The organism is Psychrosphaera aquimarina (genome assembly GCF_032461525.1).
In the GTDB taxonomy this organism is placed as follows: Bacteria; Pseudomonadota; Gammaproteobacteria; order Enterobacterales; family Alteromonadaceae; genus Psychrosphaera; species Psychrosphaera aquimarina.
Window position 1 is genome coordinate 26133 of record NZ_JAWCUA010000007.1, and the last position, 14843, is coordinate 40975.

At 37.6% G+C, this 14843-nt stretch carries 15 protein-coding genes and 1 pseudogene; 6 read left to right on the forward strand and 10 right to left on the reverse strand.

Features of this window, described 5'->3' with window-relative positions:
- Positions 1 to 13: 13 nt before the first annotated feature.
- The 10 genes from RT723_RS06740 to RT723_RS06785 all read right to left on the reverse strand — a co-directional run bounded on the left by RT723_RS06740 (position 14) and on the right by RT723_RS06785 (position 8561).
- Positions 14 to 721, reverse strand: coding sequence for a response regulator (locus RT723_RS06740; protein WP_315946415.1), 708 nt, complete (start codon positions 719 to 721; stop codon positions 14 to 16).
- On the reverse strand, positions 721 to 1176 hold the full coding sequence (locus RT723_RS06745; protein ID WP_315946416.1) for a DUF3019 domain-containing protein: 456 nt from the start codon (positions 1174 to 1176) through the stop codon (positions 721 to 723). Before RT723_RS06745 ends, RT723_RS06740 begins: the two co-directional genes overlap by 1 nt.
- A 16-nt stretch (positions 1177 to 1192) precedes the next feature.
- A complete protein-coding gene (locus RT723_RS06750) occupies positions 1193 to 2026 on the reverse strand; it encodes a MipA/OmpV family protein (protein ID WP_315946417.1) in 834 nt (277 codons plus the stop codon).
- Positions 2027 to 2275: 249 nt separating this feature from the next.
- On the reverse strand, positions 2276 to 2698 hold the full coding sequence (locus tag RT723_RS06755) for a tetratricopeptide repeat protein (RefSeq protein WP_315946418.1): 423 nt from the start codon (positions 2696 to 2698) through the stop codon (positions 2276 to 2278).
- A gap of 195 nt (positions 2699 to 2893) precedes the next feature.
- Complete coding sequence (locus RT723_RS06760) at positions 2894 to 4522, reverse strand: methyl-accepting chemotaxis protein (protein ID WP_315946419.1); 1629 nt, start codon at positions 4520 to 4522, stop codon at positions 2894 to 2896.
- 266 nt (positions 4523 to 4788) lie between these two features.
- Complete coding sequence (locus RT723_RS06765) at positions 4789 to 5295, reverse strand: DUF6265 family protein (protein ID WP_315946420.1); 507 nt, start codon at positions 5293 to 5295, stop codon at positions 4789 to 4791.
- Between the two features lie 160 nt (positions 5296 to 5455).
- The gene (locus RT723_RS06770; protein ID WP_315946421.1) at positions 5456 to 5845 is read right to left on the reverse strand and encodes a P-loop nucleotide/nucleoside kinase family protein; all 390 of its coding nucleotides are present in this window, start codon (positions 5843 to 5845) and stop codon (positions 5456 to 5458) included.
- 26 nt (positions 5846 to 5871) lie between these two features.
- Complete coding sequence (locus tag RT723_RS06775) at positions 5872 to 6957, reverse strand: GGDEF domain-containing protein (RefSeq protein ID WP_315946422.1); 1086 nt, start codon at positions 6955 to 6957, stop codon at positions 5872 to 5874.
- 320 nt (positions 6958 to 7277) lie between these two features.
- Positions 7278 to 7970, reverse strand: coding sequence for an aspartate/glutamate racemase family protein (locus tag RT723_RS06780; protein WP_315946423.1), 693 nt, complete (start codon positions 7968 to 7970; stop codon positions 7278 to 7280).
- Between the two features lie 141 nt (positions 7971 to 8111).
- Complete coding sequence (locus RT723_RS06785; protein WP_315946424.1) at positions 8112 to 8561, reverse strand: GNAT family N-acetyltransferase; 450 nt, start codon at positions 8559 to 8561, stop codon at positions 8112 to 8114.
- A 421-nt stretch (positions 8562 to 8982) separates the two neighbouring features.
- Between RT723_RS06785 and leuS the strand changes: the two genes are divergently transcribed.
- The 6 genes and pseudogenes from leuS (at position 8983) to rlmH (ending at position 14833) form a co-directional block, all read left to right on the forward strand.
- Positions 8983 to 11556, forward strand: a complete 2574-nt coding sequence (gene leuS, locus RT723_RS06790) for a leucine--tRNA ligase (RefSeq protein WP_315946425.1) — start codon at positions 8983 to 8985, stop codon at positions 11554 to 11556.
- A 137-nt stretch (positions 11557 to 11693) separates the two neighbouring features.
- The gene (locus tag RT723_RS06795) at positions 11694 to 12182 is read left to right on the forward strand and encodes an LPS-assembly lipoprotein LptE (protein WP_315946426.1); all 489 of its coding nucleotides are present in this window, start codon (positions 11694 to 11696) and stop codon (positions 12180 to 12182) included.
- A 5-nt stretch (positions 12183 to 12187) separates the two neighbouring features.
- Entirely contained in the window at positions 12188 to 13237 is a 1050-nt protein-coding gene (gene holA / locus RT723_RS06800) for a DNA polymerase III subunit delta (protein WP_315946427.1), read from the forward strand.
- Positions 13221 to 13877, forward strand: a complete 657-nt coding sequence (gene nadD, locus RT723_RS06805; protein ID WP_216054403.1) for a nicotinate (nicotinamide) nucleotide adenylyltransferase — start codon at positions 13221 to 13223, stop codon at positions 13875 to 13877. Before holA ends, nadD begins: the two co-directional genes overlap by 17 nt.
- 120 nt (positions 13878 to 13997) lie before the next feature.
- Complete coding sequence (rsfS, locus tag RT723_RS06810; RefSeq protein ID WP_315946428.1) at positions 13998 to 14342, forward strand: ribosome silencing factor; 345 nt, start codon at positions 13998 to 14000, stop codon at positions 14340 to 14342.
- Positions 14343 to 14363: 21 nt separating this feature from the next.
- Positions 14364 to 14833, forward strand: a pseudogene (gene rlmH, locus RT723_RS06815) (23S rRNA (pseudouridine(1915)-N(3))-methyltransferase RlmH).
- Positions 14834 to 14843 lie beyond the last annotated feature (10 nt).

Below are 14843 nucleotides of genomic sequence, written 5' to 3' on the forward strand. Positions count from 1 at the left end.
AATTCCCAATGGACTACCAAGCATCTTGAACGAATAAATACCCTTTACTCCAAATCGTTTTAATCCGAAATGGGCTCGATGAGTCATCGCCAAGTTTTTTCCTAAGTCTAGACACTAAGATGTCAATAGAACGGTCAAAACCATCGTATTCAATTCCACGTAAACTCTGAATTAATTCTTCTCTGCTAACAATTTGTCCTGCTTTGTCTGCAAGATAACAAAGCACATCAAACTCATTAGAAGATACAGCAACAACTTCGCCGTTTAATGTAGTGCTTCGTGATTTTTTATCTATCGTTAACTTGCCAAATGTGATGATGTTATGGCTATCTAGTGCTGTGTCGGTATTCACTCGCCTAAACAAGGCTTTAATGCGGGATAAAAGTACCCTAGGTTTAACGGGTTTGGTTAAGTAGTCATCTGCTCCTAACTCTAATCCTAAAACTTCGTCTGTCTCTTGATCTCTAGCCGTCATCATTAAAATAGGCCCATGATAAAACGCTCTGACCGCTTTACAGACATCAAATCCATCTTTAACAGGCAGCATAATATCCAACAACACCATATCCGGTATATCTTCTTCTATTAACTCAATAGCGAGATCGCCACGATTTACGATAGTGACAAAATACCCTTGTTCAATTAAATAATCACTAAACCACTGGGCTAATGACATATCGTCTTCCACTAACATGATATGTTTTGCGCTGATGCCTTCCATTAAAATAATCTCCAACCTGACTTTGCTCGTTTCGTAGAATTATAAACCCACGCCACTTCTATTTTTGTTGCACCAACTTCGATAGACTCCGCTCTCGTGATCAAACTAAATCGGTTGCTTTGTGATGATTGAAACTCATGTATATGTTGTCCCTGTTTTTGTTGTTTCCAACACTTCAGCAGCTCATTGGTGGTGGTATTAATTAAACAATAATCATCTACGACATCTAACGTCCATTTGAACTCAACATCTAAATAACAGGTTTGCCCTCTGTGAAGCGCGATGCAACGCTCCGGTGAGACTTGTAATCTAAGTATCGGTTCAGTGACTGCCGTTGTTTCTATGTCTGTATTAGCACTTAACGGCAAAGATAACAGTGTGAATATAAACATAGTCACCAAAACAAATATCGTCTTGCGCGGTTCGGCTAAATTCAGTCTTTGACGAATTAACATATAACAATATCCGTTGTTAAAAAACATAACTTAAGCTCGACTCTAATAACGCACCGCCTTTACGTTTATTCAAAAACAAAGGACTGTCAGTTACTTCATTTGAAACCGTAAATGCCTGTCCTGTGGCTCTAAACACCCAATGTTGCGTTAATGGATAGGTTACGCCTATCTCTAATCTTGTGGAATAATGGTCAGCGGCCCTGTAAGTTTCAAATGTTGTTTTATTGGCTTCTTTTTGGTTAATACCATAATAATAATTACTTTGATTATCGTCGATATAGTTAAGGCCTATCATGGCATGAAGATTCAGATTTCGTATTTGCCAATTACGGCCTAACAATGCAGAAAACGTGGTGCCGTTTGAATGACTTGATACGTCCGTTTTGGCCAAGAGTTGAATAGTATTTCCAAAGACGTTTCCGGTAAGTCTTCCTCCTAACATAATGGATGCACGACGAGCATCAAGATCTTTAAACCGATCGTCATCCGGTAAGCCACCAAATGTGGTTGCTATTACAATATCAAATGACCACAAGTCGTCATCATAAGCGTTATAACCAAATACAAAAGGCTCCTGACTCTCTCCTTGTTTCTCAATGAAAAAACCATTTATGTTGAAACTGCCATTGGCCAAAATACCAATACCACTCACGCCATCATCATCTTCTTTTACCGATGGTAATACTCCAGTAAATCCGAAAATACCGAGTTCGATATAGTTTTCGGTTAATGAATTACCTTGCGTATTGTTTCTTAGTGAATGCGCGATATCGGATGCCATAGTTTGGTTAATAAACATTAGGCTTAACACGATTAGGATGATGTGGAGTAATTTACTGATTATAGGCATCTTATATTCTTTTCAGTTGACGAGTTCACACTTTGGCAATAGTGATGGTATCACTTTAAACGTAACAAGATTTGCAAGATGTAACAATATGTACATTAGCCAAAAATAGCGAATAATGTAATAAAACCAACTGGTTGAGGGAAATATGGACAAGTTCCTAATTACCTGATGGTAGTGATAAACGCCTTACTCGTTAATACTTGTCTGGTAAATAGGTTCGCCATTAAGTGATCTTAATGGCGATGACGGTTATTTTTCTAATAACGATGTTAGTAGATCATGTATTTCCGCTTTAAGCTCTTTATCTTCAATCTTATTTGAACTAGCTTTTGCCGCTTCTAGGTTTTTAATCGCTTCGTCAGTCAGGCCTAATTCAAGTTGTAATGTGGCCATAGAAAAGGCAATTGAAGACATATAATCTTTAGAATTCATTGCCGTAGCTTTTTCCAATGCTTTAGCATATCCGGCAACAGCATCTTCTAGATCTTCAGTAAAATCAGCAAGGGTTTCCCACTGTACAGGATGATCTTTATTGCTACTTTCATTATCAATACAGATTGATTGTAACTTTGCATAAAGAGATTCAAATGTTTCTCTGTCCTCTTTTTTCGCCGCTGTCATTAACTGCTCAGCTAAATCATGTACTGATTTATATATTTGGGTGCTCATCATGCTAAATTGCCTTTGTTACAACTTGTTCACGTTAAAATAATGCTAACTATGTTGTTAGCATTATATCGAATTAACCGTTTGTACCACTGTAATTAATGGTCGTCGCTATATTAACGTTATTATGTCTAATAAGCTCCAACATTTACCTTTTAAGCCATTAACGTTGCACGCCAAATTCTAGCTAACATTCATGCTTTATACTTTAAAAAATTCAATATCAGCGCTGAGTTTTGAGGATAGTTTTTCAAGATGATCCGCTTGTTCAGAACTTTCTTTTAACGACATACTGGTATCTTTCGACATATGATCTAACTCTGTCACTGAATCTTTAATATCGCCAATCGTTGATTCTTGTTTACTCGTCAGGTTCACCACTTGTAGAACATTCTCCATCGAACTATTTGCCTGTTGTTGTATCTCATCCAGTAATTTGCTTGCTTCTTTTGTTAACACCAACCCTCTCTCAACTTTAGGCACTGTGGTTTCCATCGCCGTAACCGAAGCTTCGGTGTTAGTTTGTACTTGTGAGATCATTGTTTCGATTTCACCGGTAGCATCACCGGTTCGTTGCGCTAACTGTCTAACTTCATCTGCAACGACCGCAAAACCTCGACCCGCTTCTCCTGCTCTGGCGGCTTCAATTGCTGCATTTAATGCCAGTAAGTTTGTTTGATCTGAAATAGAACGGATCACATTTATAATAGTGCCAATTTCTTTTGCTGTTTGATCTAACAAATTAACTTGTTGAACGGTATTCGCGACCGTACTAGATATATCTTCAATTTCATTTGCCAATTTCTGAACGGCCTCACGACCAGATAATGACAAACTTACAGTTTCTCTCGAATTACTTTCTGTTTGGTGAACTATATTGACGATTGATTTTACTCGTTCAGCCATTTGTTGCAGTGAGTCCACTACAAAAGAAGTGTGTCTAATTTGTTTCTCTGCTAAATCTAATGAACTTTTTGATGACAGTGTCACGGTTTCTGCACGCTGTAATAGCTCACTAGAGGACAGTGAAATATTATTCACTATTTTTTTCAACGTGCTTTGCATGCTAACAATTGAGCCCATAATACTGCGGTTGTATTTTGTTACTATTGATCCGGTTAAATCTCCTTGAGCAATATGAGAAATATAATCTTCCGCTTCTTGAGGTTCACCACCTACAGACTCTTCAATTCGTTTTAAGATAAAAAAGGCTAACGCCGCACCAAGTATTAACGCCACTAAAGTGAGTATTATCATCCAATTCTGGAAGCCACTGGCGACAGCTCTCGCCTCTACCGTCGCCACTTTATTTAACCCTTCTTGGTAATCAATAAATTCGTTTATCGTGTTTAACCAAGTTACAAAGGCAGGTCTGGCTTTATTAAGTAACGTTTGTTTTGCTTGTTCAATATTATTATTTTTAGTTTGTTTAATAACCTGATCTAACAACGCCACTGATTGTTTTTCAATGCTTTGAATGCGCTGGTATATTTCACTTTCTTTTCTATTCATATGCATATCAGCAGAGATTTCGCGGTTTAACGCTTTTGCCGAGATTTGGTAAAAATTATCAAGGTCTTTAATTAACTTTACAGTCGCGTCAAATTCACTTTTAGATTGCACTAAAACCACATCACGTAATGCTATGGCACGATCGTGTACACTACCCCGAAAATTAATGGCGTATCGCTGCTTTTTAGAATTAACATCTGTCATTTGAGTCAGAATATGATCTATCGAGTTAACTCTATTAATGCCGATTAGTGTTAATAAAGACATCATCAACAATAAGGTTCCAAAACCGACGATCAACCGCGTGCTCATTTTCATATAATTACTCATTTACAAATTATGGTGCTGAATAAAAGCATTCTAAAATTAGAACACTCCGTGTTTTAAACTAACTCTGCTGTGTACTTATACCAATTTCATTAAGTACTTAAGAAAATTGGCATTATTCTCATCTTGATTATTAGATGCGAGTTTACTAGACCTAGATTATGTGATTTCTCTTTCAATATGTTTTGTTTTTAAAATGCAGTGCTGGCTTGTTTATGAATTACATCTGATTTTAATGGACGTGAATATTAAGGTGGTTATTTCACTTTTTTATAGTTAAATTTTTGTTCCGTTTTACCCCCATCATCTTCAATAACAACATAGATATTAATTTCGTCATTATTGACACGCTCCAACGTCAACCCATTAAAATAGACTTTATTAGGGGTGACCTTAACTAAGGGGAAATCAATGGTATCGTCTTTTTCTTCCCAACCTTTTAAGTCTTTAGCAAAATGTTTTAACTGAAATATTAAACTGCCATTTAGTTCCGATATGGCCTCTATCTCATAGAAACTTATCTGATTATCAACAACTAGCTTAAATGCGCCCATCATGCTTCCACCTAATGGCGCAGACCAAACTTCCTCCGTTATTCCACCAAATGCTTCTCCTCGCCAATGCCCAGCCATCCACTTCACTGCATTTAAATTAGCCGTTGGAGATGATTGATTTGGTGCTAGCTGTAAAACATTGGGAAATGGCTTATTCGCGAGTAAATTAAAACTAAGTAATAGAATTAAGGAACATAAACTTTTTATCATTATTCTCTCTTCAAGTTTAATAACTAGGGGTAAACGACTAATAACCTTATATCTATTAACAAGTTTGTTTAATAACGGTTAGACTATAGACCTCATTTGGGGTTGGAGCCTCAAAATATTGATTCACGTGATGAAACACCTCCTCAGTATCAAAAGCACTTCATGAGGGTTGTTCTATTCTTCTTTGTGCTATGTGGGTTAAACATAGTTCATTCTCAGCTTCTAAGTAGATGAGTTCACTGTCCGCTGAAATTTCTGTAGTTAATTGCTTAAACCATTGACGCTGTTTTTTAGTATTGGCTGGAAAGTCCAACACTACATTGGTACCTATACGTAATAAATGTTGCACATGGGTTTTTATTAAAGGTTTTAATAGATTTGAATACTGAATGTAATCATCAAAGCTTAAAATTTGTTCTGGATACAATGCAGATAACCAATCATCTTCAGAAATTAATACCCCATTGATGCTAACGGCCACTTTTTTAGATTCGGTCGACTTTCCGGCTCCCATTTTACCGCAGAAATAAATCAATTTACCCAACTGCATTGTCAAATATCCTTAATCCTAAAGCGTTAACTAACGTCAATCATGTCTTCTTGATAACGAACAAAACAATTTCGACCATTTGCTTTTGCTTGATACAGCGCTAAATCGGCTTTTTCCACTATTTTCTCTTTTCGCGATCTGCTATCTACACGTTCAAAGTGATAACCAACAGAACAAGTCACATGCCCTGTTTCATCACTATTGTTATGTGGAATATGTTGAGTTTCCCATTGAGCTATAATTTGTTGGGCTAATTGTTCACATTCTTGTTCTGTATTATTGGTGGTGACCACCACAAACTCTTCTCCACCATAACGGGCGACAATATCCGTAGTACGACGGAACGTTTTGCTTAACATCTCTGCCTGCAACTGAATGATCTTGTCTCCTTGTACATGACCATAACCATCGTTGTATTTTTTAAACGAGTCTAAATCGACAATAAACACGCACATGGTATTGCCCGTTCGTTTGTTAAACTCTAACTGATCTGAAAATCTGGTTTCATAGGTGCCTCGATTATAAATATTGGTTAACTGATCAATTTGGCTGAGTTCAAATAATTTACCGTTTGCCGTTCTAAGCTTAGATAAACCGCTTTCGATTTGATAGACACCTATTAACCCCACGAACATGGAGCAAATAACAAAACCAAAGTTAATTGAATTTAAATCACCATAAACAGGATAGTTAAATAATAAAATGGCAAAACCTACTAATGAAATAGCACATAAAACCAAGGCGGTACTGAATCTTATTCGAAAAACAAATAATGCAAATAAACTGTAAACTAAGGTGCCTTCGTAAGGAAAAACAAACTGTTCCAACTCCCAACATTGCACAATGACCCAGTAATTACTGAAAACCAAAGCCAGTACAACAGTACAAACTGTCTCTTGGTGTATTTTGGGATAGCCTGGTAAAAATGTAAGTAAAAAGAAAACAAAACATACTGGTAATTGCATTAACAGACGAGACGTTAAATATATCTCTTGTAAGGGATCAGTTAACACTGACAAATCAACAGCAATAAAACTACTCAGTAATACTGCACCGATGACAGATAAAAGTCGAATCCGTTTCGCATCCACCATTCTTGGGTCAGTTCCCATTTACCGATTTTCCTTTTTCATTCTGCTTCATATCGAAGATTATTTACTCTTTATTAATTGCTTGTATTTCGCCACCAGCCTAATAAACACTGTGATTCAGAATTTACAGACAAATCAATAAATCAATTTAGCTTAGCCAGCCAAACCATTGTATTTAAGAACAAGTTTTAAGTCGTCTAAACCTTACCCTGCGGCCGCTAACATGTATTTAAAATGCGACAGAGAGGCAAATAACGGTATAGATAAAATGTTTCATTTTGATATTTCTTTATACTTTTTAATTGCTAGGCGTATTTTCAATTAGCATACTTTTATTATGTTTATTTAGTAGCCCATTCCACCGCTTTATTTGCATGAACTTGAGTGGTATCGACTAGGGTAACATCTGTGTCACTTTGCTGTATTAACATACCTATTTCTGTACAACCTAAAATAACAGCCTCAGCGCCATTGTGCGACAAATCATTAATAATACGTAAGTATTGCTGTTTTGAGGCGGGAAGAACATGACCCAAACAGAGCTCATTATATATAACGTCGTGGATGACTTGTCGGTCTGTTTCATTTGGAGTCAAAACGGTTAACCCGTATTTATCTTGCAACCGCCCTTTGTAAAACGCCTGCTCCATGGTAAATGATGTGCCTAACAACCCCACCGATTTTATATTTTTACTTACCAGTTCTTCTGCAGTGGCATCGGCGATATGGAGCAATGGAATATCAATAGCTTGTTCAATTTGTGGTGCGACTTTATGCATAGTATTAGTGCATATTAGTAAAAAGTCAGCGCCCGCAAGCTCAATATGTTTAGCCGCATCACAAAGTATGTCTGCCGTCCCAGCCCAATCCCCTTTGTGTTGTAATTTTTCAATGGGATCAAAATCAACACTAACCATCGCTATTTTGGCTGAATGTAATCCGCCTAAGGTGTCTTTTATTCCTTGGTTAATACTACGATAATAACCGGCGGAACTCTCCCAACTCATCCCGGCTAACAATCCAATCGTTTTCATTTTGTTCCCCTATTCTTTTTTTATAATATGATGAGTCAAGTAAAGGAAATCATTCGTAAAACATAATGGGGAAATACCATCTCGTTTAACCATATCCGCTTCCATTACTTTACTTTTTATTACACTAAGCCTTGTTTGAATTTAACAGATTCGACTCATAGCGACTTTGGCAATGCCATGCGATGGAACCCATCGTTTATATTCAATAAACCCATGTTTTTCATATAATTTTATCGCAGGTAGATTAACCACGGCGGTTTCCACCAGCGCTTTACTAAAGTAGCTTAATCCTAAGACATAACTTATCAAGGTGTCCGCAATCCCTCGCCTAAAATAGTTAGGGGAAACCGTTAAACTACAGATATTTAGCTGTTGGCCTTCTAATTTAATTTCAATGACCGCCGCGACTATTTGGTCTACATAGAAACCATAAAACTGTGTCTTCGAGCCTTGAATATCTTTGATTGAACGAGACAGAGGTGGGAAATTGACCACACCAATTAAGTCGGCCTCTATTCTATAAGCGTGTTGAAACACAGCATAAATCTGCTCAGCTATGTTTTCATTTACATTATCCAGTTGCTTTATCATGACAGGGCCTATGACGATTTTAAATTTATGACTATTGTTAACTAAGCAGTAACCCTTTTACTAGTTGTTTATTTTATAAACCTTAATGTTGTTATCCATCCTAGTTCTTAACCTCAGTGTGAAAACCAAAGACAAAAAATGCACCATAAGCACTTTGTAATTCTGAGTGAGCAAAAAGTAATTGAATATTTATTTTGTTTTACGCGTTAAACACCTCAATTTTTAAACTTGATTTTTTTTACTCAATTTGCTGTTTTTTATCATATCCTCTCTTGTTGCTAAGAGCCTTATTCGATATGCTTAGCGCCTTAATTTTCTAAGGCAATTTTTCTATATTATTTCTAATTTAAATTGTGCCGAAACTAATCATATTACGCCTGAAAACAGACGTTAAAGCGTAACCGCAAACTGAGATCTAACCATGCAAGCAGAATATAACCATCAGGAAATTGAACAAAAAGTTCAACAACATTGGCAAAAAAATCAAACGTTCAAAGTGACGGAAGATAAAACCAAAGAAAAGTTTTATTGCCTCTCAATGTTGCCATATCCAAGTGGTCGCCTGCATATGGGGCACGTACGTAACTACACTATCGGTGATGTGATATCTCGTTTCCAAAGACTTAATGGCAAAAACGTAATGCAACCTATGGGTTGGGATGCGTTTGGTTTGCCTGCTGAAAATGCAGCAATCAATCACAAAACAGCGCCAGCTAAGTGGACATACGAAAATATCGATTATATGAAAAACCAACTTAACTCTTTAGGTTTTGGTTATGACTGGAACCGAGAAGTGGCCACTTGTACACCTGAATATTATCGCTGGGAGCAATGGTTTTTCACTAAGTTGTATGAAAAAGGCTTAGTTTATAAAAAAACAGCGACCGTAAACTGGGATCCAGTTGACCAGACTGTTTTAGCTAATGAGCAAGTTATTGACGGTCGAGGCTGGCGTTCAGGTGCATTAGTAGAACAAAAAGAAATTCCACAGTGGTTTATTAAAATCACAGATTATGCTGAAGAGCTATTAACTGATTTAGACCAATTAGATAACTGGCCTGAGCAAGTTAAAACTATGCAGAAAAACTGGATTGGTCGTTCTGAAGGCGCAGATATTAAATTTGAAATTGTTGGTGAAGACCAATCGTTAGAAGTTTACACAACACGTCCAGATACGCTTATTGGTGTGACTTATGTTGCCGTTGCTGCACAACACCCTCTTGCATTAAAAGCAGCAGAAACGAACCCTAAGTTAGCGGAATTTATTGAAGAATGTAAAAGCCAGTCAGTCGCAGAAGCTGATATGGCCACCATGGACAAACTTGGCTTTGATACTGGCTACCGTGCAATCCACCCTATTACTGGTGAAGAAGTGCCTGTATGGACTGCCAACTTTGTATTAATGGGTTACGGTACTGGTGCGGTAATGTCGGTTCCAGGGCACGACCAACGTGATTGGGAATTTGCCACTAAATACGGTTTAGATATTAAACAAGTTATTACTTCAGATGATGAAATTGATTTATCGGTTGCTGCTTATACTGAAAAAGGCACTTTGATCAATTCAGGTGAATTTGATGGTTTAGATTTCTCTCAAGCGTTTAACGCTATTGTTGCTAAATTAGAACAAGACGGCAAAGGTAAAAAAACCGTTAACTTCCGTTTACGTGACTGGGGTGTTTCTCGTCAACGTTACTGGGGCGCGCCAATTCCAATGGCAACATTAGAAGATGGCACATCGGTTCCAATTCCTGAACAAGACTTACCGGTTATTTTACCAGAAGACGTAGTTATGGATGGCTCAGCGTCACCTATTAAAGCGGATCCTGAGTGGGCAAAAACCACAATAAACGGCCAAGCGGCATTTAGAGAAACTGATACTTTTGATACCTTCATGGAGTCATCTTGGTATTACGCTCGTTATTGTTCACCACAGTCTGACGACATGATGTTAGATCCTGAACAAGCTAATTACTGGCTACCTGTAGATCAATATATTGGCGGGATCGAACACGCAATCTTACATTTATTGTACGCACGTTTTTTCCACAAACTAATGCGTGACGTTGGTTTAGTTGAGTCTGACGAACCATTTAAACGTTTATTATGTCAAGGCATGGTATTAGCTGAAACCTATTACCGTGAATCTGACAATGGCGGCAAAGTTTGGATATCACCAACGGAAGTTGATGTTGAACGTGATGAAAAAGGCCGAGTTACAAAAGCATGGCATATTCAGGATGGTCAACCGGTAATTTCTTCAGGCATGTCTAAAATGTCTAAGTCAAAAAACAACGGTATTGACCCACAACAAGTTATCGACAAACTTGGTGCCGACACAGTGCGTTTATTTATGATGTTTACCGCACCGCCAGAGCAAACATTAGAATGGTCTGATACGGGTGTTGAAGGTTCACATCGTTTCATCAAACGTGTATGGAAATTAGCGAACGATGTGATTGACGCTGGTTTAGTTAAAGATTTTGATTTCTCTACGTTAACCAACGAGCAAAAATCAATTCGCCGTGAAGTTCATAAAACCATAGATAAAGTGACCGACGATTTAGACCGTCGTAATACGTTTAACACGGCCATTGCTGCCATTATGGAATTAATGAATAAGCTTGCTAAAGCGCCGTTAGAGACAGAAGCAGATAAAGCAGTGTTAACAGAAGGTATGGAAGCGATTGTTATTATGCTAACACCTATTACACCACATGTTTGTCATGATTTATGGGCGATGTTAGGTAACGGGAACGACGTTGAAAATGCACAATGGCCAGTTGCTGATAAGTCAGCAATGGTTGAAGATGAAAAACTGGTCATCATTCAAGTTAACGGCAAAGTACGTGGCAAGATAACCGTACCTGCTGATGCAAATGAAGAACAAGTTAAAGAGTTAGGTTTTGCAAATGTTGAACGTTTCTTAACTGACGTGACCGTAAGAAAAGTTATTTTTGTTAAAGGCAAAGTGTTAAACATTGTCGCTAACTAAGTAATAATCACTAACAAGTCTAATAAGAAGCCAAGTTTATACTTGGCTTCTTTCTTATCGCTTTTAAATCCTTTTTAAATAGCGTTTAATAACAGACTTATTAAATCTAATCTCACTTAATAATAAGCGCCATTTAAATGATCAAATCTGTATTTCTATTTATGACTCTCTCGCTGGCTTTATTGTCCTCCAGTTGCGGATTTAAACTAAAGGGTCATTATTATCTTCCAGACTCATTACAAACCTTATATTTAACGTCTACCAAAAAATTTAGCCCTTTGGCCAAACAAGTCAAACTCAGGCTTAGCCAAAATAAAGTAAACTTACTGCCTAAGTTTAATCCAGACTATGCCGAGTTAAAGATTCTGCCAGAAGCGTTTCAGCGCCGTACCCTGTCATTATTTCCTAATGGCCAAGTCGCAGAGTACGAGCTTATTTATCAAGTTAAATTTGAAGTTAGGTTACCAAATAAACCAACTCAACATTTTGCCTTTGAACTAAACCGTGAGTTTCAAGACGACCCCAATAATGCATTAGGTAAAGAAAGAGAACGTGAATTGATACTGTCAGAGTTAAGAGTGTTAGCCAGCGATCGCATCATGTCCCAACTTAATGGCATACAGTAACCAGCATGAAAATATATGCCAATCAAATAACCAATACACTTAAAGGCGGTCTAGCGCCTTGTTATTTATTATTTGGTGATGAACCCTTCCAGATAAACGACTGTCGTATACAGATAAAACAAGCGGCAAAACAACAAGGGGTAGAAGAGTTTATTCGCCTGTCTGATGACGATCAGTTCGAATGGGATGAATTAGTGGAACATTGTCAATCCATGTCTTTATTCTCTTCAACCAAGTTAATCGAACTCGAATTAAGCACAGGTAAATTACCAAAAGCAGGCAGTGACGCCATTAAACAAATTACAGAACAACTTTCTGCTGATACTTGTTTAGTCATATTTGGCCCCAAATTAGAAAGCAGCCAAACACGAGCGGCTTGGTTTAAAGGATTAGATAACTTAGGTATCTATATTCCTGTATATGATATTGATGGTAATCATTTGCAACGTTGGTTAAAAGACCAATTAAGCAAACGTAAAATGCAAATGGCTTATGAAGCGCAAGTTTATCTACTGGAGTACACAGCAGGCAATCTACTGGCCTGTGCGCAAGAGTTAGAGAAAATTTCGATGGCACTTTCCTCTTCAAACATCACACTTTCAGATGTTGAAAAACTAGTCGCCGACCAATCTAGGTATTCTGTCTTTCAACTCATCGATCAGTTATGGGCAGGCAATGCCAAGCAGTGTGTCAATATTATCGAGCGTTTAAAGATAGAAGAGTTGGAGCCAAACATCATCCTTTGGGCGTTACAAAAAGACGTTTTACTGATTCAGCAACTGAATCAAGCACTGACTTACAATTTAGACACTAAGTCTATTTTAGACACACATAAAGTATGGAAAAACAAACAAGCGGTTTACCTTAATCAGGCCAAACGAATACCGGCTGAAATTTTAAATGTTGCAGTTAATCAACTCAGTCAAATTGATCAAGCTATAAAATTTCATACCTTAACCTGTCCTTATTCCATGTTTGTCCATGTTTGTCTGATGTTAACCGGCGCAACCCAGTTAGCTGACATTAAATTGCCGTTAGATGCAGAGTTTATTTAACGTTATGGGGTTAAGCAATAAACCAATAATCGTTATCTATGGTGGCACCTTCAACCCTATTCATAACGGCCATATCGTCCCTGCAATTGAATCGGCAAAATCAATCAATGCTGAAAAACTTATCTATTTACCGTGCCACATACCACCACATAAAGACACACCTAGTGTTAATAGTTTGCATCGTTTAGAGATGACTAAATTAGCGTTGCAAGACATTAACGATGAGCAATTAACCATTGAAATCAGTGATTACGAAACTCAATTAACCAGCCCGTCATATACACGAAAAACCATTGAATACTTTGCTAAGTCGTATCCTCAACACCATTTGTATTTTTTAATAGGCATGGACTCACTGCTGAGTTTTCATCTTTGGTTTAAGTGGCAGGAAATTTTGTCATTTTGTGATCTGTTAGTAATGCAACGTCCCGGGGTTTCATTTAGTAAATCGCAGCTGTGTGAAGAATTACGCCCTTATTTAAACAGCCAAATAACAATAACATCTGTTACTGAGGTGGATATTTCATCCAGCCAAATAAAAGCCATGTATAACCAATCTAATAATAAATCCTTGAAAGAGTTATCGTTACTGCCGACGTCGGTTCAACATTACATAAACACACATAACTTATACAAATAGTGGTTAATCACCCGCTAATTCTAATTCATACAGTTTAAGGTTATTTTAGGCCTGTACTCTAAGCCATTAGACAAGTAGAATCTAAGCTAATTAAAAGCTAACTACAGGTCTATTAGCACTTTGCAAAATCAACAAATCCTCGAATTCGTATTAGATAAAATTGACGATCTTAAAGCCCGTGACATCATTACTATAGATGTAAGTAAAACCTCAACTATCACTGATTTTATGGTGATATGCTCAGGTAATTCCAAAAAACACGTTCAATCCATCGCTGACCACGTAGCACTTGAAGCTAAAGCGGTTGACGAAACACCACTAGGTGTAGAAGGGAAAGATGAAGGTGAATGGGTATTAGTTGATATGGGACCTGTAGTATTGCATGTAATGCAAGAAGGTACACGAGACTTTTATCAGCTTGAAAAACTATGGCAACCGTCAAATAGATCGTCTTCTGACGAATAATCAATTTAGGTATTGTACTGAATGAAAATTCAACTTGTGGCTGTTGGAACCAAAATGCCCGCTTGGGTTGCGACGGGGTTCGCCGAATATCAAAGACGCTTTCCTAAAGATTGCGCATTTGAATTAATCGAAATTCCCGCTGGCAAACGCGGAAAAAATGCTGACATAACAAGAATACTTCAAATTGAGGGCGAGAAAATGCTCGCCCACGTTCCGGCATCGAATAGAGTCGTAACATTAGAAGTGACCGGTAAACCTTGGGATACCCATCAGTTATCCAAACAATTAAGTAGCTGGCAAATGGACGGCAGAGATGTCAGTTTATTAGTCGGTGGGCCTGAAGGCCTTTCCCTGAATGCATTCAACGTTCTGAACAAAAATGGTCATTATCGCCACTGACTCTGCCTCATCCTATGGTACGAGTCATTGTAGCTGAAGGGTTATATCGGGCTTGGAGCTTGAACAATAACCATCCTTATCATAGAGAATAAGGGTCATTAG